This is a genomic window from Terribacillus halophilus (genome assembly GCF_900101385.1).
Classification (GTDB): Bacteria; Bacillota; Bacilli; order Bacillales; family Amphibacillaceae; genus Terribacillus; species Terribacillus halophilus.
Map to the genome: position 1 here is coordinate 42,163 of NZ_FMZB01000006.1, position 21,862 is coordinate 64,024.

At 45.0% G+C, this 21,862-nt stretch carries 20 protein-coding genes; 15 read left to right on the forward strand and 5 right to left on the reverse strand.

Annotated elements, in window-relative coordinates; translation table 11 throughout:
- Window positions 1–10 precede the first annotated feature (10 nt).
- Both BLQ53_RS11295 and BLQ53_RS11300 read right to left on the reverse strand, forming a co-directional pair.
- On the reverse strand, window positions 11–361 hold the full coding sequence (locus tag BLQ53_RS11295; protein WP_093727427.1) for a DUF3846 domain-containing protein: 351 nt from the start codon (window positions 359–361) through the stop codon (window positions 11–13).
- Window positions 362–420: 59 nt separating this feature from the next.
- Entirely contained in the window at window positions 421–1,530 is a 1,110-nt protein-coding gene (locus BLQ53_RS11300) for an NADH-dependent flavin oxidoreductase (RefSeq protein WP_093727428.1), read from the reverse strand.
- Between the two features lie 167 nt (window positions 1,531–1,697).
- Here BLQ53_RS11300 and BLQ53_RS11305 point away from each other — a divergent pair, with 167 nt between their 5' ends.
- From BLQ53_RS11305 to ptsG, 3 genes are all read left to right on the forward strand, one after another.
- Window positions 1,698–2,192 (forward strand): hypothetical protein, encoded by a 495-nt coding sequence (locus BLQ53_RS11305; RefSeq protein ID WP_093727429.1) that lies wholly within the window; start codon window positions 1,698–1,700, stop codon window positions 2,190–2,192.
- A gap of 125 nt (window positions 2,193–2,317) precedes the next feature.
- Complete coding sequence (gene glcT, locus BLQ53_RS11310) at window positions 2,318–3,160, forward strand: glucose PTS transporter transcription antiterminator GlcT (protein ID WP_093727430.1); 843 nt, start codon at window positions 2,318–2,320, stop codon at window positions 3,158–3,160.
- Between the two features lie 159 nt (window positions 3,161–3,319).
- The gene (ptsG, locus tag BLQ53_RS11315) at window positions 3,320–5,416 is read left to right on the forward strand and encodes a glucose-specific PTS transporter subunit IIBC (RefSeq protein ID WP_093727431.1); all 2,097 of its coding nucleotides are present in this window, start codon (window positions 3,320–3,322) and stop codon (window positions 5,414–5,416) included.
- Between the two features lie 36 nt (window positions 5,417–5,452).
- Here ptsG and BLQ53_RS11320 read toward each other — a convergent pair whose 3' ends face one another.
- Window positions 5,453–5,812: a winged helix-turn-helix transcriptional regulator gene (locus tag BLQ53_RS11320; RefSeq protein ID WP_093727432.1), complete on the reverse strand. Its 360-nt coding sequence runs from the start codon at window positions 5,810–5,812 to the stop codon at window positions 5,453–5,455.
- 136 nt (window positions 5,813–5,948) lie between these two features.
- On the opposite strand from BLQ53_RS11320, the gene BLQ53_RS11325 reads away from it, so the two are divergent.
- Both BLQ53_RS11325 and BLQ53_RS11330 read left to right on the forward strand, forming a co-directional pair.
- Window positions 5,949–7,148 carry an MFS transporter gene (locus BLQ53_RS11325; protein WP_093727433.1) on the forward strand — a complete coding sequence of 400 codons (1,200 nt, stop codon included), beginning with the start codon at window positions 5,949–5,951 and terminating at the stop codon, window positions 7,146–7,148.
- Window positions 7,149–7,158: 10 nt separating this feature from the next.
- Window positions 7,159–7,953 (forward strand): aldo/keto reductase, encoded by a 795-nt coding sequence (locus BLQ53_RS11330; RefSeq protein ID WP_093727613.1) that lies wholly within the window; start codon window positions 7,159–7,161, stop codon window positions 7,951–7,953.
- 42 nt (window positions 7,954–7,995) lie between these two features.
- On the opposite strand, the gene BLQ53_RS11335 is transcribed toward BLQ53_RS11330, so the two are convergent.
- Window positions 7,996–11,439 (reverse strand): hypothetical protein, encoded by a 3,444-nt coding sequence (locus BLQ53_RS11335; protein WP_093727434.1) that lies wholly within the window; start codon window positions 11,437–11,439, stop codon window positions 7,996–7,998.
- 157 nt (window positions 11,440–11,596) lie between these two features.
- Between BLQ53_RS11335 and fabI the strand changes: the two genes are divergently transcribed.
- From fabI to BLQ53_RS11385, 10 genes are all read left to right on the forward strand, one after another.
- Entirely contained in the window at window positions 11,597–12,379 is a 783-nt protein-coding gene (gene fabI, locus BLQ53_RS11340; RefSeq protein WP_093727435.1) for an enoyl-ACP reductase FabI, read from the forward strand.
- Between the two features lie 420 nt (window positions 12,380–12,799).
- Window positions 12,800–13,183 (forward strand): GntR family transcriptional regulator, encoded by a 384-nt coding sequence (locus BLQ53_RS11345; RefSeq protein WP_093727436.1) that lies wholly within the window; start codon window positions 12,800–12,802, stop codon window positions 13,181–13,183.
- Entirely contained in the window at window positions 13,180–14,076 is an 897-nt protein-coding gene (locus tag BLQ53_RS11350; protein ID WP_093727437.1) for an ABC transporter ATP-binding protein, read from the forward strand. Before BLQ53_RS11345 ends, BLQ53_RS11350 begins: the two co-directional genes overlap by 4 nt.
- Window positions 14,051–15,982: a DUF6449 domain-containing protein gene (locus BLQ53_RS11355; protein WP_093727438.1), complete on the forward strand. Its 1,932-nt coding sequence runs from the start codon at window positions 14,051–14,053 to the stop codon at window positions 15,980–15,982. The genes BLQ53_RS11350 and BLQ53_RS11355 overlap by 26 nt, the downstream gene beginning before the upstream one ends.
- Before the next feature lie 3 nt (window positions 15,983–15,985).
- Window positions 15,986–16,531, forward strand: coding sequence for an RNA polymerase sigma factor (locus tag BLQ53_RS11360; protein ID WP_093727439.1), 546 nt, complete (start codon window positions 15,986–15,988; stop codon window positions 16,529–16,531).
- A 128-nt stretch (window positions 16,532–16,659) separates the two neighbouring features.
- Window positions 16,660–17,592 (forward strand): nucleoside hydrolase, encoded by a 933-nt coding sequence (locus BLQ53_RS11365; RefSeq protein WP_093727440.1) that lies wholly within the window; start codon window positions 16,660–16,662, stop codon window positions 17,590–17,592.
- A gap of 156 nt (window positions 17,593–17,748) precedes the next feature.
- On the forward strand, window positions 17,749–18,594 hold the full coding sequence (locus BLQ53_RS11370) for an STAS domain-containing protein (protein ID WP_093727441.1): 846 nt from the start codon (window positions 17,749–17,751) through the stop codon (window positions 18,592–18,594).
- Window positions 18,595–18,614: 20 nt separating this feature from the next.
- Window positions 18,615–19,514 carry an alpha/beta fold hydrolase gene (locus BLQ53_RS11375; RefSeq protein ID WP_093727442.1) on the forward strand — a complete coding sequence of 300 codons (900 nt, stop codon included), beginning with the start codon at window positions 18,615–18,617 and terminating at the stop codon, window positions 19,512–19,514.
- Window positions 19,511–20,320, forward strand: coding sequence for a histidinol-phosphatase (locus tag BLQ53_RS11380; RefSeq protein ID WP_093727443.1), 810 nt, complete (start codon window positions 19,511–19,513; stop codon window positions 20,318–20,320). Before BLQ53_RS11375 ends, BLQ53_RS11380 begins: the two co-directional genes overlap by 4 nt.
- 82 nt (window positions 20,321–20,402) lie before the next feature.
- Window positions 20,403–20,993 carry a hypothetical protein gene (locus BLQ53_RS11385; RefSeq protein ID WP_093727444.1) on the forward strand — a complete coding sequence of 197 codons (591 nt, stop codon included), beginning with the start codon at window positions 20,403–20,405 and terminating at the stop codon, window positions 20,991–20,993.
- A 29-nt stretch (window positions 20,994–21,022) separates the two neighbouring features.
- On the opposite strand, the gene BLQ53_RS11390 is transcribed toward BLQ53_RS11385, so the two are convergent.
- A complete protein-coding gene (locus BLQ53_RS11390) occupies window positions 21,023–21,850 on the reverse strand; it encodes a methyl-accepting chemotaxis protein (RefSeq protein WP_093727445.1) in 828 nt (275 codons plus the stop codon).
- Between the last annotated feature and the right edge of the window lie 12 nt (window positions 21,851–21,862).

A 21,862-nucleotide genomic window follows, 5' to 3' on the forward strand; every position in this document is an offset into this window, starting at 1 on the left:
GGGTTTTTGGCTATTCATTCAATAATAGTTTATCCCGGCCGAACTGGAACCAGTCCTTAACCGTCTGCTTCTGATCCTTGTCGAGACTAGTCAGTCCTTTATCGGATTCTGCTGCAAAAACAGCATCGCCATGGAGCTTGCCCAATTCATGAACGTGATCATTGTGGCGTTGGAAAATGGTGAAGTTCAATGGATCATTTTCTGTAGCATTTTCATTGCTGACGACGACAATTCCATCAACCAATCTTGTCATGATCGGTGAACCGCCGACATATTTCTGAATGCCTTGCGGGTCTGAAGGTACAGACTTAGCAGCGAAATCTCTTTCTGGTTTAAGTACCAATGCTGATATTTTTGCCATAGTGGCTCTCTCCTTCGTGCTTTTCTTCCATTAAAGCATAATGCAGTATGCTTTTGCCATTACTCTGCTTTGGTCGGAACCCAGCCTTTTGTTTGCAGGATGATATTCCAAAGCGGCTCTGGAATGCCGTGGTGGTCTTCGCGTGCTGGGTCGATCAGACGGATGATCTCGTCTTCGCGCCCTTCTTTAAGCTTGGTAACGAATTCTGGATCGATCAGCAGTTCGCGTCCCATGGCAATCAGCGGAACACCGGTAGCTTTAGCTGCAGCTACGTCTTCTGCGGAATACAAAGATCCGACACCAATCAATGGAATTCTGCCATTGATTCGTTCTTTGAGCAAATCGATACGTTTCGCATTTGCGTCAGCACCGCGACGAGCTGTGGAATGGAAGTCCATCAAAGATACGTGCAGGTAATCCAATGGTTTCTCTACAAGCGCGTCAATTAGCTCAAATGTTTCTTTCATTGTCAATCCAGGTGTTTCCGGTTCTTCTGGAGAGAAGCGGTAGCCAATGATAAAGTCTTTGGAGCCATGTTTTTCTACCGTTTCCTTCACTTTGTCAATGACAGCTAATGGGAAGCGCAAACGCTCGCCCCACTCATCGTCACGACGATTGGAGAATGGAGAGAAGAACTGCTGAATGATATAGCCATTAGCACCATGGATCTCTACTCCATCAAAACCTGCTTCGATAGCGCGGCGAGTAGCTTCACCGAAATCTTCTATAATTTGCTGTACTTCAGCTGTTTCCAATGCGCGCGGAGTAGCTGCGCCTTCTTTTTCAACAGCACTAGGGGCAACAACATCTCCATTAGGCACAAGATCAGCAACTGCTTCACGGCCGCCGTGGTGGATCTGGATGATTGCTTTTGCTCCTTCAGCCTTGATTGTGTCTGCCTGCTTTTTCAAGCCAGGAATGTCTGTATCGTGGGCAACAGAAGGCTGTCCAGGGAATGCTTTCCCGCTGTCAGATACATTGGATGCAGCAGTGATGACCAAGCCGATATCCTTGGAACGCTGGGCGATATATGGAAGTTCCTGATCGGAAATCGTACCATCAGGATTCGAAGAGTAATGTGTCATCGGGGCGAGTACGAATCGGTTTTTCAACGTAACGCCATTTGGTAAAGTCAAACTTTCGAAAAGTGAAGCGTATTTTTCATTCATAGGGAACTATTCCTCCTTTATATGGACTTTATTCTAGAGACTTGTGAAAAGGGTAGCAAACAAAATGCTCATTCGTAAGCAAGTTACCATTGGTAACAGATGTATCTGCAAAATATACTTTCGTCATGCTATACTGTTGACACAACATAGACAGGAGCAATGATAGTATGCTGAACAAATATGATTATTATTATGGTGCCTTCCTCTCCAAGCTTGTGTCCATGCAGATCGTTCCGGCGCTGATCGAGGAAAGTAAGGAAAGGCGCGTCTACCAGCTTGAAACACGTTCGAATCGGATGAAAGTCTACTCTAAATATGCGACAAGTACGACTAATACATGGAATTTTCGTTTTTCAGAAGAAGAAAGGGTACGGCTGCTGCAGTGGTCTGACGAAGAACGTGACCAGCTTTTCGTGCTGATTTGCAGTAAAAAAGATCTTCTTGGGGGAGAAATCGCTATCCTGACCTTCGACCAGTTGCTTGCCTGTATGGATGTCCGGGAAAAATACAAGGAAGCAAGCTTAAGAGTTGCAATCAGGAAAAAGAAACACAGTCCGTTCCTTTATGCGTACGGTACTTCCCGAAGCTTGGATGATGCCTTGCCGGTAACGCGTAATTTCGCAGATATTTTATTGCATACATCGATACCAGAGCCAGTATAAAGAAGTGTATAGCATAAAATAGCTATGCATTTTTTCTATTTAGGGAAGAAAGCGGATACAAAAAAATTACACAAAGGACTAAATATCTATTACAATGGCGGTATGAATAAAAAAGGAGAAAGTCTATGGGGAAATCCTTTTCTGTCCAGAAGGTATTGAATAATAATGTACTGATTGCCGAAAATGAGGAGACAAAAGAAGTTGTGCTGATCGGTAAAGGCGTCGGTTTCGGGAAAAAAGCAGGCAGCAGGCTGGAGGAGGGCGAATTTGAAAAGTTGTTTGTGCTTCAGGATGAAAAGGAGCAGAACAGCTACAAGCAGATGCTGGATCATATCGATGAAGAACTGGTTGCGGTGATGAATGATGTGATCCGTATGATTACAGAGCGGATGGAACAGCCGCTGAATGAGCATATCCACGTTGGATTGACAGATCATTTGGCTTTTGCGATGAAACGTCTGGAAGAAGGTTTGGGTATTAAGAACCCATTTGCAGTTGAAACAAAATTTATCTATCCGAAGGAATACAGCGTGGCAAGTGAGGCAGTTTCACTTTTGAATGAACGGCTCGGCATTCAGCTGCCCGAAAGTGAGATCGGTTTCATCGCCCTGCATATTCACAGTGCTTGCATCAACCAGCCTGTAGGAGAACTTAGTCAATATACGAGACTGATTGCACAGATGTTCCAAGTGATCGAGGGGAGTTTGGCTATTACAGTGGATCGGGAAAGCATAAATTATATAAGGCTTGTCCGTCATTTCCGTTTTGCGATCGACCGGATAAAACGGGGAGAGGAAGTTAGGGAGCCGGAAAAGATTATGAATCTATTGAAAACCGAATATCCGCTGTGCTATAATACGGCTTGGAAGTTAGTCAAAATATTACAACATACGTTAAAGCGTCCAGTACAAGAAGCAGAGGCAGTCTATCTCACTTTGCACTTGTACCGTTTGACCAATAAATTATAAGGTGCATTGCATTTGTACGTGTAACTGATTTGATCAGGCATGAGGATAAAGGATGCGCAGAAAGAATTATATTCTTTTTGTGTTATTTTCTTTATTTCTCGTGCTTTTTTATTGGCTGGATTGTAACCGTTACCATAATTTGTGATGGAGATGAATAGGATGAAAAACGCTTTTGGAGTCTTGCAGAAAATTGGCCGGGCACTCATGCTTCCTGTGGCGATCCTTCCTGCTGCGGGTATTTTGCTCGCGTTGGGTGATGCGCTGCAGAACCCTGATTTGATAGGTAATATCGGATTCCTGAACAGTACTTGGATGCAGCTGATTGCTTCTGTCATGCAAAGTGCGGGGGATATCGTATTTGACAACTTGCCGCTGTTATTTGCTGTCGGCGTTGCCATCGGGCTTGCTAATGGTGATGGCGTGGCAGGTATTGCTGCAATCATTGGTTATCTTATCATGAATGCAACGATGAGTGCGGTACTCATCGCTAATGGAAGCATCCCGGCTGATGCTGTAGAGCGGGCAGAATTCATTGCAGGAAATAATCCGGCTTATACATCGATGCTCGGGATACCGACACTCGCCACGGGTGTATTCGGCGGTATCATTGTCGGGGTGCTGGCAGCTATCATGTTCAATAAGTTTTATAAAATCGAATTGCCGCAGTATCTAGGTTTCTTCGCGGGTAAACGTTTTGTCCCGATTGTCACATCGCTTGCGGCTTTGGCTCTGGGTCTGATGATGCTCGTCGTCTGGCCGCCGATCCAAAATGCGCTGAATAGCTTCTCTAATGGTCTGTTATCATCTAACATGACACTAACAGCTTTCATTTTCGGGGTCATCGAGCGAGCCTTGATTCCCTTTGGTTTGCATCATATATTCTATTCACCGTTCTGGTATGAGTTTTTCAGCTACACGAATACCGCTGGTGAATTGATCCGCGGCGATCAGCGTATTTTCATGGCACAAATCAGAGATGGCGTTGAACTGACAGCAGGTACTTTCATGACTGGTAAATATCCGTTCATGATGTTCGGTTTGCCAGCTGCTGCTTTGGCTATTTATCACGAAGCAAGTCCGACTAGGAAAAAAGTCGTGGCAGGTCTGATGGGTTCAGCAGCATTGACGTCTTTCTTGACTGGTATAACCGAGCCGCTGGAGTTCTCCTTCCTGTTCGTAGCACCATTATTGTTTGCTGTACACTGTGTATTTGCTGGATTGTCCTTCATGACGATGCACATTCTGAACGTCAAAATCGGGATGACTTTTTCCGGAGGGTTCATTGATTTCTTCCTTTACGGAATCCTGCCGAACCGGACGGATTGGTGGCTGGTCATTCCGGTGGGATTGGCTATTGCAGTCATCTATTATCTTGGATTTCGATTCGCTATCCGTAAATTCAACCTCATGACACCAGGCCGTGAAAAAGAGGTGGCAGAGGATGGAGATGGTAGAGGTGTACGGACAGGTCAATTATCTTATCATGTGCTGGAAGCAATGGGGGATAAAGAAAACATCAAGCATTTGGACGCTTGTATCACACGTCTGCGTGTGACAGTACATGATAAGAACAAGGTCGATAAAGATGCATTGAAAAAACTTGGCGCAGCAGGTGTCCTGGAAGTCGGCAATAATATGCAGGCTATCTTCGGGCCTATATCGGAGGGCCTGAAAGAACAGATACAGGATATCATTCTTGGGAAGATGCCAACCCCGCAGGCAGAAGCTGCTCCAGCTGTAGAAGTTGGCAAGCAGATTGAAAATATCATGACGAATCCCTTTCAATATGACCCAAAAGCAAACGTCTTTGTCATCCCGATGACCGGAACGCTTCGTTACTTGGAGGATGTGCCTGATCATGTATTCTCGGAAAAGATGATGGGGGATGGGTTTGCTATCGAGCCGACTGAAGGCACGGTTGTTTCTCCGGTGAATGGAAGAGTGATCAATGTCTTCCCGACCAAGCATGCGATTGGATTACTGGCCGACAACGGTCGCGAAATACTGATCCATATCGGTTTGGAAACGGTGAATTTGAAAGGGGTAGGTTTTCATGTCTTCGTGAAAGAGGGAGATCGGGTTACTGCGGGTCAGAAGCTTGTAGAAGCCGAATTTTCTAGTATAAAGACGCAAGTTCCCTCCTTGATGACACCGATTGTATTCACGAATCTGGGGGCTGCCGAGAGAGTTATCTTCCAGGAAGGGGAGCAAGTAAAAGCAGAGCAGGATAACAAAGTAAACATTGAGGTGTTCTAAGTAAAAACAGCTATAGCGTAAATGCTATAGCTGTTTTTATTCGTTCAGATATGTTTTTTCGAGATAATCCTCTTTATTACCGTACACTTTGACGATATGCGATTCACCCCAGCTGCATAAGGAATCAAGAATTCCTCTCAAGCTCCAGCCATAGTCGCTCAGCTCATATTCGACACGCGGCGGCAGCTCATGGTATTGGATGCGAGTGATGATACCATCAGCTTCCAGCTCCCGGAGCTGCTGTGTGAGCATTTTTTGGGAGATATTCGGCATAAGCCGCTTCAATTCGCTTGTCCTTCTTTTACCGTGAGTCAGATGACATAGAATGACAGTTTTCCATTTACCACCGATCACTTCCAGCGTTGCTTCCACGGAAATATTGTATTTTTTCTTCAAGCTGATTCCTCCTTGATAGGTACTGAAAGGTGCCTATAGCACAAAAAAGTACGTACTGTTCAAGCTGTACCCCATACGACATAATAACATTACTCCAGCAGAAGCGGGAGATAAAAAACCGGAAAGGAAACGTAGTATGAAAGGAAAACAAACCTTTGCTTTGATTGCTTTGGCTATTACTGCTTTTGCGATCGGCACGACAGAATTCATCAGTGTGGGTCTGTTGCCGCTGATTGCGGATGACTTTCAATCATCAGTGCAGGCGGCCGGACTTACCGTATCCCTATATGCCATCGGGGTCGTGGTCGGTGCGCCGATCCTGACACCGATGCTTTCCAGGATACCGAAAAAGAAGCTACTTCTTTTGGTCATGCTTGTCTTTTTGATAGGTAATAGTATAGCCGCTGCCGCTCCGAGTATGTCCATTTTACTCATGGCGCGTTTTATATCAGCTTTGGCGCATGGTGTCTTCATGTCGATCGGTTCGACAATCGCTGCCAGTCTGGTTCCGCCCGATAAGCGAGCTGGAGCCATCAGCATCATGTTCACAGGACTAACAGTTGCGACCATCACTGGCGTTCCATTCGGCACGTTCATCGGGCAGCAGCTCGATTGGCGACTGGCATTTTTATTTATTGTAGTGATCGGGCTTCTCGCTTGTTTGGCTAATTTGGCGCTGCTGCCGAATACCCTTCCCAAAGGTGTGAAAGTTCATCTGAAAGATCAAGGAAGCCTTTTGCGATCGGTGCCTATCCTGCTTGTTCTTATTATCACGGCGCTTGGCTACGGCGGTACATTCGTCGTCTTTACGTATTTATCACCATTGCTCCAGCATATAAGCGGATTCCAGCCAGAGACCGTGACGTGGCTGTTGCTTGTGTACGGAATAGCAGTTGCTATCGGAAATATTGCTGGAGGCAAGCTTGCCAATAAACGGCCCGTCCATGCGTTATTTTATATGTTTGCCATCCAAGCAATCGTACTTGCAGCACTGTACATTACTTTGCCTGTCAAATGGCTTGGGCTGGTCTTTATTTTGCTGATGGGATTATTCGCTTTCATGAATGTGCCAGGTTTGCAGTCCTATGTCGTCGTGCTGGCAGAGCGGCTTGTACCGCAGGCCGTCGATGTTGCATCTGCTTGGAATATCGCTGCTTTCAATGCAGGGATTGCCCTCGGTTCTTATTTGGGTGGAATGATCTCAGATCAATTCGATCTCCTCCATACAAGCTGGGTGGCAGCAATCATGGTTGGTACAGCAGCTGTTTTAACAGCTATTTCGAGAAAACTTGAAAACAAAGGAGAAGTATATCGTGAAATCAGTAAAGCTCAATAATGGCATATCGATGCCGATGTTAGGTTACGGCGTTTTTCGTGTGGAAGATGGAAAGGAACTGGCTGATAAAGTTTATTTCGCTATCGAACAAGGCTATCGCAGCATTGATACAGCGGCCATTTATGGTAATGAAGCAAGTGTGGGGGAAGGGATCAACCGGGCCATAGAAGCAGGCGTGGTGAAAAGGGAAGAGTTGTTCGTCACCTCCAAAGTGTGGAATGCAGGTCTGACGTTTGAACAGACGAAAGCAGCCTATGCAGAAAGTTTGGAAAAGATGCAGCTGGACTATTTGGATCTCTATTTGATCCACTGGCCAGGAAAAGATAGGTTCAAAGAGCCATATCGAGCACTGGAGGAACTTTACAAAGACGAGAAAGTGAAGGGCATCGGCGTCAGCAACTTCCAAGTGCATCACCTGGAAGAACTGCTAAGTACAGCATCTATCGTGCCTGCAGTCAATCAGGTAGAATTCCATCCGCGTTTGATCCAAGAAGAACTCCGAGTGTATACGGATAGGAAGGGAATACTTTTGGAAGCATGGTCTCCGCTTATGAATGGGGAACTCCTTGCACATCCCTTGCTGCAAGAGCTATCCAGCAAATACGGTAAGTCTTTGGCACAAATCGTTCTTCGCTGGGATATCGAGCATGGTGTCATCACGATTCCTAAGTCCATGACAGATTCAAGAATCATCGAAAACAAAGACATCTTCGATTTTGAGATTGAGCCAGCGGATATGGAGCGCTTGGACCAATTGGATGACGGTACGCGAAGCGGACCGCATCCGGATGAATTTGATTTTTGATCAAAACAAAGGCAGCTGTCGTCTCCAGACAGCTGCCTTCGTTTATTTATATTGTTTGAACCATTGTTTCCATCTGGACTTGCCGGCTTTCAGCAAGGATTCAGTGGTTTTGTCGTGCTTCTGTTTCTGGTATTCCATGTAGCTCGCTGAAGCGATTAGCAATAAGCCGGCCCCGATGAGGTAAAGCCACCACGGCGCACTGCCCCAAAGCATGCGCGTGTTGAAGAATAAATTGAATACAACGGTGATTGTCCCAGTCAGGAAGTATGCACGATATTTTCGTAAAAATCCGATGACCGCTGCTGCCAGGGAAAGGCTGCCAAGGGACAGTGCATCATAAATCGTCATGGTAGACAATCCATCTATCACCAGTACGCCAAAGCCGATGGATAGCAAAATCAGCTCAATATGCGGCGTTACTTCAGGATCGTAAAAGAACAACCGCAAAATGATCAGGACGAGCAAGGCAACCGGAACGACGTGTAACTCTGCCGATAAATACGGACTGATATCTGCAATCTGCAGAGCAAGCAGATAAGGATACAGACAGGATATAATGGCAGCCAACCGGACATAACGCTTTTCGGCTGCAGGTGCCGTGTACATGCTGATTGCGAACAACAATGCCGGGATCGTCAAACCAAACAGTGTATCCGCCAAGCCGGATTCGTAGGCGTTGACACCGGCCAGACTCCCGATGAGTGCATACACGATGGCTGAGATCCGGTAAACATCCACTCTGTTCCAAACAGGGTGCTTTTCTGCTTTGGCAACAAAAGATTGGTAGTTGCTGAAGCTGGTAACAGCCAAAGCTATTGCGCCTGCGAGCAGTAAGTAAGCTGTCCGGGCTTCCTCGCCGATTGTTCCATACAAAAGAATAATAGCTAAAAGCAGGAACAAGGTGCTGGAAGAAACGAGGTCCAGCTGCCACTTATACTGCTGATAAACTGCGATAATCCCGACAATGATGGATAATAAAATGATCTGCCAAGAGAACGAAACAGTGAGTTCGGCTAGAGCGAACAGCAGCATCATATTATAAACTGCCAGAAGGCTGAAGCGCAGGAAATCACGCCACACAGGCAGCAATGCATAAACACTGGCTGTGCAGATTGCTGTCAATGCCATAGATAACGTCATCAGATGCGTCAAATTCGTGTACTGATACAGATGCGTGGTTGCCAGGATGAAGACCATGAAAATACTGACATTGGCAAAGATGAACCTTTCTGCCATTCTCTTTGTCTGATGTGCTGAAAAAACGAACTGGGCGAGCGGCAGGAAAAGCCAGGCCGGCGGAACCAGATCGATACTTTGCGCGAAGAACACCCACATGATGGCGAATGCAGCGACAGCATGACTGCACCAGAAGAAATAAACGGCGCCAATCGGAATTCTTCTCTGCATGAAGAGGCTTCCAGCGAACAAAAGCACAGCGCATGCTATTAGATAGGCTGCCGTTGCATTCGGACCTTCGATTCCAACTAAATCCTGCAAAGAGGCATACGACACGATGATGGAACCAAGCAGAGCAGCCCACAGTGGATGCTTGCGGAATATAGTGAGTGCAATGAACTGGATCCCTACATTGATGAGTGTGACCAAAGTGACGGTTACAGCAGGCAGATTCCAGGATAAGATGGCCAGTAAAGCTGCCAAGCTTTGCAAAATCTGGCCAGTTAGAAAGAACGACAAAAACATAGGTTGATATTGGTATTTACGGCTTAGGAAGGCAATGCCCAAAGCTACGATAGCGATCAACGTTGCGTGCCCGGGAATCCCGAATTGCTGTTGATAAAATTCATTTTCAGCATATAAGCGGTAACCGCCAAGATACAAGGCAGCAATCAAACTGACAGGTGTAATGATCTTACTGATGAGCACGATTTCTGTATTTTCTTTGCGGTAGCAGAAAAAGCCAGCTGCGGCCACCAATAAGAGAAGGTAGCTATTTGCCTCATACAGACTGTAATGATGATTCACAAAGAATAGAGGAATCACCAAGCCGACTGCAACCCAGTTGATCGTTTTTTGGAATGACCTCAAAAAAGTCTTTCCCGGCCAAATATAACAGTATGCCAACCCGATGAAAGCCAAGGTTGCAAAGGTGCCAGTATACAGCCAAGTCGGTGCATCGATCATATAAAGCAGCCAGTAAAAGACTACTAGAATCAGCCCGACACTTGGATAGCTGTAATAGACATTGCGGGACGCTGCCGTCCAAACCGTATATTGGACAAGCAGGAATAAGATTCCGATCAAGTACGCCCAGTCGAACACAAAATAATAGATAAGACTTGTGAAAATAAGAAAAATAAATCCGTTAATAGCATGAATCAAGCATTCATAGACTATTTGCAACCACCTTGGCATATTCCATGTCAGCAAGACTAAAATGAAACCTACGGACAGGAATTGACCCAGGAACATGTTGAAAAAAGAATCGAACTCCAGTAGCAGCAAGATGCCTGAAATCAACGTAAAAGCCATGAAGCCGAAATGGTAAAGTCTGCTGAAATTCTTGGCAGCCAAAATCAATGCGTTGATTCCGATCAACAGCACAGTAAGATCATAAGTAATGGCGCTGCTCATGAGAATGATGGTGATGACGGCTTCCGTGCCAAGCTTCATCTGCAAATAGTAGGGCCAGTATCGCTTTAAAGCCTGCAAATTAAGTGATTTGCGAATCGTTCGCTCGAATAGAAGCAGCAGGAAATTGGCCAGCTGTAAACAAAATAAGAAGGCGCTATACGTAGTCGTCATATACAACAATGCAGAGATCAGTGTGGTCGATAAACCGACATAAGTCACCCAAATGAATGCTTTGGACCCTGTACGTGCTGCCACGGAATAGTACAAGGCAGTACATCCCAATGCCGCTATGGTGCCAATCAAGGCCGCTCCATCACCACCGAAGGACAAATAGCTGCCGAACAGCTGATAATAAGAAGCAGAGAAAATCACGATTGGTACGAACAAGGCTGCCAGCATCAAAAAGGCAAAAGCAGTCTGCGGTATGGCAACTTTATAGCTGATATAACTCAAGCCGGCGAAAAGGAAAGGAATCAAACTGATTAACAGCACTTTTCCTAAAGAAGAAAAGTTCCCCCAATTGGAAGTTCCAAGATACAATCCGCCGAAGAAAAGCATGATGATTCCGAGAACAAGTATGATTGTCAGATTGCGTTCCCGGATTTGTTCGGGAGTCTTTTGTTTTTTCTGCTTTTGGTGAGAGTATGCGTTTTTGGCCATAGCAGGTTTTCGTGAAGCTTGCATATGCTCTATGGCTGCAGCTGTTTGCGGCACAGGAGATGCTGCTTTTTTAATCTGTGTCTCCCTGCGTTTGGAGGCATCACCAACCAGTTTTGTCCGGTAACCGGTCAAAACACTTGTGTATGCTTCGTCAGATATGTAGCCTTGCGCAAATAAATCCTGAAGCTTTCGTTCAAAGAGATCCTCGGATTTATTGGGAGGCATATTAGCCATCATTTCACCCCGCGTTGGATTGGTTTTTATTTCCACAGTCCATTATATAGAAGTGTGACTTGTCTGAAAAGACGTGTCATTCCTTTCATTCCGGTTTTCTGTTATGATAGGCGGTAGAAAACGTGAACGAATCTGTTCATATAGAAGGAGAATGGATATGAAGGATTTTCTACAATTAAAGGATAAGCACATCGTCATCATGGGTGTGGCGAATGATCGCAGTATTGCATGGGGTGTTGCACAATCCTTATATGCAGCAGGTGCGAAATTGATTTTTACATATCGTCAGGATCGCTCTGCCAAAAAGTTGAACAAGCTGTTGGAGAAAAACGAGATGGAAGCAGCAGTCATTCAATGTGATGTGAATGATGATGAAAGCATCGCGTCTGCATTTGCTGAAATCAAGGAAAAATACACAACTGTCCACGGCTTGGTACATTCCGTTGCCCATGCGCATAAAGAAGATTTGAACGGCGATTTCATCGATACTTCCCGTGATGGCTATGCATTTGCACAAGATACAAGTGCCTACTCGCTGGTAGCGGTAGCGAAGGCAGTCCGCCCGCTGATGACCGAAGGTGGTTCAATCGTGACGATGAGCTATCTCGGAGCTGACCGAGTACTTCAAGGCTATAATGTCATGGGTGTAGCGAAGGCTGCCTTGGAAGCAAGCGTACGCTACCTGGCAAATGACCTTGGTCCGGATGATATCCGTATCAACGCCATTTCTGCAGGTCCAATCCGTACTTTGGCCGCAAAAGGTGTACCTTCTTTCAATGACATTCTGTCCAAAGTGGAAGAAACAGCACCGCTTCGCCGTAATGTGTCTGCCGAAGAAGTCGGCGATATGACTGTTGGCCTTTTGGGTGCACTATCCCGAGGTGTGACTGGTGAAATCGTTTATGTGGACGCAGGTTTCAACATTATCGGCATTGGCTAACTTTGTGCTTATGTCCGCACCAATCCTTGATTGGTGCGGTTTTTCATGTTCTCAATAAATGGGTACGATACTTTTGGTGCGAAAGAAGCAATTGGAAAGTTATGCTTAATTTAGCTTATGGAAAACCGGACTAGAGGGCAGATCAAATTAGATTCGCCCTCTAGTTCGGTTTATTTATATGCAGCAGTAATTACACTCGCTGAGTACTGCATGATGAGGCTAACCAGCCGCCCACACGAAAACGGAGTGTTCTGCGGTGCCGGACATCCATATTATTCGTATTTAGAAAGGGTCTCCTTTCTTTTTTGTTTTTTGGAAGAAAGTTCTTTTCAATTGGTAGACGTTGGTGTATACTACAGTGTATCAAGCGTACTACTATAACTAATACAGTTAATACAGAAGCCTGAATGAGGTGAATTCATGTTTGAACTTGACTTGCGAAGCGGCAAGCCGATTTATGAACAAATCGTGGATAAGTTCAAGGAACTGATCATCAATCAGGTGCTGGATACAGACGAAAAGCTCCCTTCGGTACGGGAACTTGCCCAGCAGCTGACGATCAATCCGAATACAATCCAAAAAGCGTACCGTGAATTAGAGAATCAGGAATTGATTTATTCCGTAAAGGGACGGGGGAGTTTCGTGAACGCGATTAGTTCAAAAGTCAATCCGCATAAAGTGAAGCAAATGGAGGAAGAGTTGAAAAAACTGCTGACCGAAGCGCTGTATATCGGCATGACAATAGATGAGATTCGAGATGTTGTGGAGCAGCAGCTGCGTAATGGGGGAGGAAGCGACACATGATCAAAGCAGTGGAGATCAGTAAGAAATTCGACCGGAAGCAAGTACTGGATCAGGTCGGTTTCCAAGTGAGAAAAGGAACAATCTATGGCCTGTTAGGTTCGAATGGTGCTGGGAAGACAACCATCATGCGTATCCTTGCTGGTATTTTGAAGCAAGACAAAGGCAGCGTGCTGGTTGACGGTAAGTCTGTATTTGAAAATGTAAAGCTGAAACAGCGTGTCATTTTCATGCCGGATATCCTTTACTTTTTCCCGCAATACACCGTGAAGCAAATGGGACAGTATTATGCCGATATGTACGACAATTGGGACCAGCAGCGATATGATCAGCTGATCAGCCAATTCAAGCTGGAGAATAAGAAAGTCACAACATTTTCCAAAGGTATGCAGCGGCAAGTGGCCTTTTGTCTGGCATTGGCAGCAAAGCCTGATTTTTTGATCATGGATGAACCGCTGGATGGGCTGGATGCTGTCGTGCGGCAGCGGATCAAAGGCCTGCTCATCAATGATGTCGCGGAGAGGGAAATGACCGTACTCATATCTTCCCACAATCTGCGCGAGATGGAAAACCTATGTGATGACGTCGGTATCTTACATAAAGGGAAGATGATTTTGGAGCGTAATCTGGATGATATGAAGACGGAAGTGCAGAAGGTTCAATTCGCATTGCGAAAAGGTCAGGATATGAGCTTCCTGGAAAAACTGAACATCCTGCATCAGGAAAAACGCGGCAGCATTCATCTGCTGATCGTGAAAGCAGACCTCCAGGAAGTGGAGACGATACTTACGGCGCAGAATCCAGTCGTGCTCGATATGCTCCCGCTTTCCCTGGAAGAGATCTTTATTTACGAAATGGGAGGTGCTGGCTATGCCATCGAAAACATCCTCGATTAAGAAACAGATCATTTTGCACGACATCCGTCAGGGTGGCTGGCTTAGCGTGCTGTACTTTTTGGCTTTATTGCTTATTTTGCCACTACAAATCATCATTCAGTACTCGGATCCACAAACGAGGAAGTATATGGAAAAAGGGAATCTATTCCTTTATTCCCCTGATCTCCAATGGCTTCTTTCTATAACAGTACCAGTGCTTTTGGGAATATTACTGCTGCGTTACTTGCATAAAAAACAGGTATCCGATTTCGTTCACAGTATGCCTATTAAAAGGGTGTCCTTGTTCCATCATCATTTGATAGTGGGAATGGTACTGTTGATTATACCAATCTTGCTTAATGGACTGATTCTTTTTGGTTTACGTGCTTTTGGTAGTATAGGAGATTATTTCACTGCCCTGCATGTTTTTGCCTGGCTGGGCATGCTGCTATTCCTGAATATCCTTATGCTGCTTGCCACGGTATTCACAGGGATGATAACGGGTATGTTCTCCATGCATTTCATACTCACGTATATCTTTATTTTGCTTCCAGCTGGTCTTGTCCTTTTAGTGCTGGCAAACATGGGTGTATTATTCGTTGGTTTTCCAGTTGATTATTATTTTGAATTGGCAATTCATAAATTTTCGCCAATCTCTTATTTCTTTGTTAACTTCACTGCTACCCTGAATTTATCTTGGGTTATCATGTCTGCCTACGCAGTTGCAGGTATCCTCTTGTACTTGGCAGCATTATGGCTGTATATTCACCGCCGAATGGAAGCAACATCCCAAGCAATCGTGTATCCATTTATGCGACCTGTCTTCCGTTATGGCGTAACTTTCTGCTTTATGATGGCAGGAGGGTTCTATTTCCATGTGATGTCTTCCTCATTCGCTTGGGTGATATTCGGCTATGCAGGAGGATCGCTGATTGGTTTTATCATCGCCGAAGCAATACTGCAGAAAACATGGCGTATATACAGCAGCTATAAATCATATTTGGTATTCGTGATTTTCTTGGCTGTTGTGATGGTTGCAACCAACCTTGTAAAAGGGAACTATGATAATAAGATTCCTTCAGCTGATGCTGTAAAACAAGTTTATTTTGGAGAATTTTATAACTACACAGGAGACGTGGAAGATCAAAGCATCAAGCCATTATACTTCACGGACAAAAGAGAAATCGAATTGGTTCAGAAGTTACATGAACGAGCTATAGAAACTCCTGAAATAAACGGTTGGTATGAAGGAGATCAGCGTACCACGTTCATTGTATATGAGATGAAAAACGGAAGTAAGGTGAGCCGATCTTATACGTATGCACTTGATGATGATCCGGAGCTTAAAAAATTGCAATACGAAATCGAGGGATTGAACGCGTATAAGCATGCGAATAATCCGGTTTTCAATATAGCGTCGAGTGAAGTGTATGGTGTGGATGTGCAGCCGAATAATATTAAACAAAGCAGCACTACCATATCAGATCGTGAATTGATCGATAGGCTTATAGAAGCTGTTAGAAAAGATATTGAGCTTGCGGATCCACAAACTGATCTAGAAGAAGTGCGTACTTATTCTATGGATCTATTGACAAATAAAGAGCAAGGTTACTATTATGTCGAATTTGATGATAGTTATAAGAATACCATCAGTGTATTGAAAGATGCGGGACTGTATGACGATTTACATGTGTATCCAGAAGATATATCCAGTATCAAATTAGAGAATTTTGAACGAAACAATACCATGATGGTTGAGGATCAAGAAGATATCAAGCATATACTCGATCATGCTATTTACTACAGTGAAGAAGAGGATTCTTATTATGTAACGTTCAACCTCGACAGGGGAAGAAGTTTGCAGGATGAGCTGTCGATTGAATACGAAGACCTGCCAGAATCTATCAAAAAACAATTGGAGGAATAAAACGTGGCAAGCGAATGTGTATATGTGATGGAGTCGTTGTTTCAGCATATCTATTCGCTCTACCATCAGCGAGTTTATCACGCAGCCCAGAAGGTGCTGCGTGATGCACAGCTGGCGGAGGATGCGGCGCAGGAAACGTTCATTAAAGCTTATCGGAATCTGGATAAGCTGGACGATATGGCAAAGGCGGGTGCATGGCTGGCAACAATTGCTTCCCGCACGGCAATCGATATGCTGCGTAAAGAAGGAAAGCGAAAGTTCATCAGTATGGAGCTTGCCAGCTGGGAACTGGAGCAGCATTATCTTGAGCATATCGTCATCGAGGAAGTCGAATTGCGGGAGACACAGCAAGAACTTGAGCGGGACATTCGGGAATTGAAGCCGAAGCTCAGAGAAGTGCTGGCACTGCGCTATGTGAATGAAATGAAAGAGAGTGAAATTGCTGCTTCTTTATCCTTGCCCAAAGCAACAGTGAAGACAAGGCTGTACCGTGCGAAAGCAGCAGTTAAGCAAGCAAAGCTGCAGCGGGAACGAATAGAGTATGTGTAAAGGATACAGATCAATCGACGATCTGTATCCTTTTTGCCGAACTTTTCTTTTAATTATTCCAAATAATATGTATAATTTAATTGGAATTATGATTTTTAATAAAAAAATGTTCGTGTTTGGGGTGTTTTATGAGGGAAAAGCTGATTTTGGATGTGGATACAGGCATTGATGATGCAATTGGGATTCTTATGGCAGTGCAAAGTGAAAAGTTAGAGCTTATCGGTATCACCACTGCCTGCGGAAATGTTTCGTTGGAAGCCGCAACAAGGAATACATGTAAGGTGCTGGATCTAATTGATGCACCTGTGATTCCGGTAGTCCAAGGTAGTGATAAACCGTTAAAACGCCAGCCGCATTATGAGCATAAGGTGCACGGGACGGATGGAATTGGCGGAGCCTTGCAGGATGTTGTCTCCAATCGAAAGCTAGCAGATGGAGATGCAGCTGCTTTTATGGTCGAGCAAGTCATGAAAAGTCCCGGGGATATCACAATTGTCTGCACTGGACCGCTTACCAACCTGGCTTTGGCCATTCAACGGGAACCAGCCATTGTAAACAATGTAAAAGAAGTCATCTACATGGGCGGAGCTATCAACGGAGTTGGAAATGTCACGCCGGTTGCAGAATTCAATATGTTTGCCGATCCGGAAGCTGCAGCCATTGTTTTGGAAGCTGGTATACCGAAACTAACCCAAGTTGGGCTGGACGTCACAAAAAAGGCTTTGCTCACAGAGAAGTATATCGGTGCAATTCAGCATCCGGTGCTGCATGATTTTGTGAAAACGAGTACAGCTACATATCGAGAAGCATTCTATGAACAGAACGGAATATGGGCATGTGCCATGCATGATCCGCTGGCAGTAGGGGTGCTCATCGATCCAACCTTGGTTGAAAAGGCATCGTGTTCAGTTGCAGTGGAAACAAACAGTACATACTGTGATGGTCAGACTGTGTGGGACCGCCAAGGAAAATGGGGTAAGCAGGAGAATGTCCAAGTATGTATGGAAGTCGCAGCAGATCGTTTCCTCGAATTAATGGTTGATGTGCTGAACCGTGCATAAAAGTTACTTGGGGGTATCCTTTTTCGTGCGGGAGTTTTTACATAGTTAGATGGAAGGAGTCTGCGTCTGCAGGCTCTTTTTCATATGCTCATGATAGAAGCGTTTACCTTGTTTCGATATAATGAAGGAAAATCATGAAGATGAAGGTGAATTCGCATGCTAGACATAAATGAAGCACTTTACGACTACATCATGGATAGCGCTCCTCAAATAACGGATCGGTGGGCCTCTTTGTTATATGATTACAAGAATTCGATTTATGCAGAGGATGCTGGTGATGAGATGCGTGCGAAACTCCGGAAACAGCACCGGATGACAATTGAGACTGTAGCCAGTGCAATCTTGGGAGATGAAGAGCAATACAATAAAAATGTGAAGGTATGGGTGGACAGAGTAGCGAATAGCCGAGTGAAGACGAATACGCCGATCCATGAAGTGCTGAAAGCGGTAGGGAAATCAGGAACGGTCATTTGGGAATTCATCGAAACTTTCACTGAATTGCATAGGCAGCATGTTACTCCGGCAATGGTCATCCATTGGTCGAAAAATCTCCACCGGGCATTAGATGAGGTTAACAATAAATTTACAAGATTTTATTATGAGCTGATCGACAGGAAAATCAAGAGCCAGCGCGAAGAGATTCATAAGACTAGTTCGCCTGTTATCCCGATAATGAAAGGTATCGGAGTTTTTCCCCTGGTTGGGCAAATCAGTGAAAGGCGGGCAGATCTGATCATTCAATATATACCGCAAGTTTGCAAGGAGAAAGACATCGAAATACTCTTCATAGACCTGTCCGGGACAAGTTTTACGGAGACATACGTTAGGGAAAAGCTCAGACAGATGGTAGGGATCCTGCATATGCTGGGAATTGATTGTGCAGTTTCCGGTCTCCGTCCTGATTCGGTGATGATTTTAGGAGGGAACAGGCAAGTGCAGGATATTCCTTTCTATAATTCCTTGCAGCAGGCATTGGCACATTATGGTTTGACCCGCAGTTAATACTTCATAGGAGGATTCGAATGAGAGTCGAGCAATTAACAGTGAAAGCGAATGGAATAAATTTGCATATGGCTGCAGCCGGTCCGAATGATGGGGAGTTGGTGATACTCCTGCATGGGTTCCCGGAATTCTGGTATGGATGGAAGGAGCAGATTGTGCCGCTTGCGGAGCAGGGGTTCCGTGTGCTGGCGTTGGATCAGCGAGGCTATAATCTAAGTGATAAACCAGAAGGTGCTGACAAGTATGTGCTCGACATGTTACGTGATGATGTACTTTCAGTCATGCGCGTTTTCCAAAGGGAAAAAGCAATTATCATCGGGCATGATTGGGGAGGAGTTGTTGGCTGGCATTTGGCAGTAACGCGTCCCGAGCATGTGGAGAAATTCATTGTTATCAATATGCCGCATCCCGCTAGCATGCCGAAAATACTTGCAACCGAACCACTGCAATGGTTCAAGAGTTCCTATATGGCTTTTTTCCAAATGCAGGATGCACTTGAGCGTTCTTTGGCAGCCAATGATTATCATCGCCTCGCAATGGCGCTGACAAAATTCAGTCAAGCAGGCGCGTTTTCCCAGTTGGATGTGGATCATTATAAAGAAGCGTGGGCTAAGCCAGGTGCGCTGACAGGGATGCTGAATTGGTATCGAGCGTTGACGGAAAAGGACAATATTAGCATGTATGGCAAGAAGGATTCAGTCATGGTCCATGTTCCGACAAAGATCATCTGGGGAATCAAGGATCAATTCCTGTTGAAGAAATTAGCCCAGAAATCAACGGAATTTTGTACCGATTACGAGCTGGTGTACATCGATGATGCAACGCATTGGGTCCATCATGAACAGCCGGAAATCGTCAATCGACTGATAAAAGAATTCCTGGAAGATAAAAGCCAAGTGGCAGAAGGAGCAGGTGTATGACATTCGATTTGCATACACATCATTATCGATGTGGGCACGCAGAAGGCCAAATAGAAGACTACGTCAAAGCAGCGATAGAAAAAGGATTGGACTATATCGGAATCGCAGATCACTCTCCGTATTTCTATAGTGAGGAAGACCAGCTTTATCCTGGTATTGCCATGCCGATCAGCGGATTCGAAGCTTATGTTCAGGAAGTACTGCAACTGAAAGAAAAATATAAGGAGCAAATCCATGTCCTGTTAGGAATGGAGAGTGACTTCTTTCCGCAGCATGCTGCATTATATGCGGACTATTACCGTAAATACCCATTCGACTATATTATCGGCTCGGTGCATTATGTGGATGAAGTGAATATCTTCAAGAAAGGCAGATGGGATGGCTTATCGGAAGCAGAGCATATCAGAGTGAAAGAATCCTATTATGATTTGATTCAGCAGTCGGCAAGAAGCGGCATATTCCAGGTGCTTGGTCATATCGATGCGATGAAAGGATTCTATCCGGCTTTTTCTGATATTCCTGCTGATCATGCCATCGAACAGACATTGAAGGTGATTGGGGAAGCTGGCGTCGCCATTGAAGTAAATACATCGGGAAGTACGAAAGCAGTCGGCGGCTGGTACCCTTCCGACCGTATCCTTGAGCGGGCGCTGCATTATGGAGTGGATATTTCCTTCGGTTCCGATGCCCATATACCTTCCCGGATCGGCGAGGATTTCGATAAAGTGAAAGCGCGTTTGAAGGATATCGGATTCAAGGAAATGGTCTACTTTGTCCAAAAACAAAAAAGGTCGCTGCCATTGTAATGCCCGTTTTTTGTTTACTTTCATTGGGAAGGGGTATGTATACACCAATAGAGCAAACAAAAAAGTCTAAGGAGTGTTCATAATGGTACAAGCACAAACAGTAGACAAGCATGAAGTGAAAGAGCAGGCAAAAGCAGGTTCCAAACTATTGACTGGCGCAGTCGCTGGAGCTGTTACCGGAGCGGCAATCGTTTTACTCAACAAACACACACGTCAGAAAGTATTCCAGAATGTCGGCATGGCAAAGGATACAGTTGTCAGCTTTGTGAAAGAGACGAAACAAGATCCGCAGGGTACAAAAGAACAAGTGATGTCCAAAGTACAGGATGCGACGGAGCTCGCCAAGGATGCGGCGAATGACGTCAAGAATGTATATGACAAAGCGCAAAACGAAATCATGTCTTCTGTCAATGACGTTCAAGAAGACTCCAAATCAGCTCTAGGCACTGTGAAAGAAGTAAAAGACGATTTGAAAAATGCCGGCAGCAAAGCGAAGGAAGCTTCCAATAAGCTGATGGAAACTAAACCGGAAAGTGCACCGGATAATCCAATGACAAAGCCAAAGAATGAAGCTAATGGTTCTTCGGATGAACAGAAGAACCAGCCGACCAACAAGACAACCAACAAGACAACAACAACACCAGCAGCTCCAAATAATAAACAGTCTATCTAAAAAATCGCCTCCAATTTGGAGGCGATTTTTTAATTGGTGATTTCTTTAATATATTGTCCGATGTCATTGCTTTGTGAATCGAGGTTCTGAATATCTTCCATGAACTCTACCATCACACGGGATTGCTCTTCGGAGGCAGTGGATACCTCGCCGATACTTAATGTCAGGTTCTCCATATTAGTCCGTATCTCCTGAAGCGACTGCCCGATCGTTCCGACAGCCTCCTTCGTTCCAATGGAAAGCTTGCGGATCTCATCTGCCACGACACCGAAGCCTCTGCCAGCATCGCCTGAGCGGGCTGCTTCAATGGCTGCATTCAAGCCGAGTAAATTCGTCTGTGTCGAGATATCTTCAATTAACTGAACAACCTTGCTGATTTCCTGAGAGTTGGCATTCGCATGGGATGCTTGACTGTTGATATCGGTACTTGTAGCGGAGAGCTCTTCTGCTTGCGCTGCCACTTGCTGTACTTTTCCTTGCAGGCTGCTTACGATTGCACGTAATTCATCCAGCTCTTCATCTAATGCTTCTTCGTCTTTCAACGTTTTGGTGATCTGGATGACACCGACGACTTCTCCACTTTCGTCACGGATAGGATTGGCGGTGTTTTGCATACCGATGCCAAAGCGTTCTTTTGGAATATGTACTTGTACTTTTTCACCTTGTAACGCTTGAAGCAGCAGGTCATTTTCCTCTGTAAAGGCAAAATCGCCAACCTTGATACCCAGATCCAAATCTTTAGAAGGAGAGAAATAAACGAAATTTTCCCTATCTGTTACTGTTACAACATTGTTTTCCCCGATATTCTTTTTGATTTCCGGTGCTAAGTGGACCATTGCTTGTACTGTAGGGTGCATGGTATGGATAAC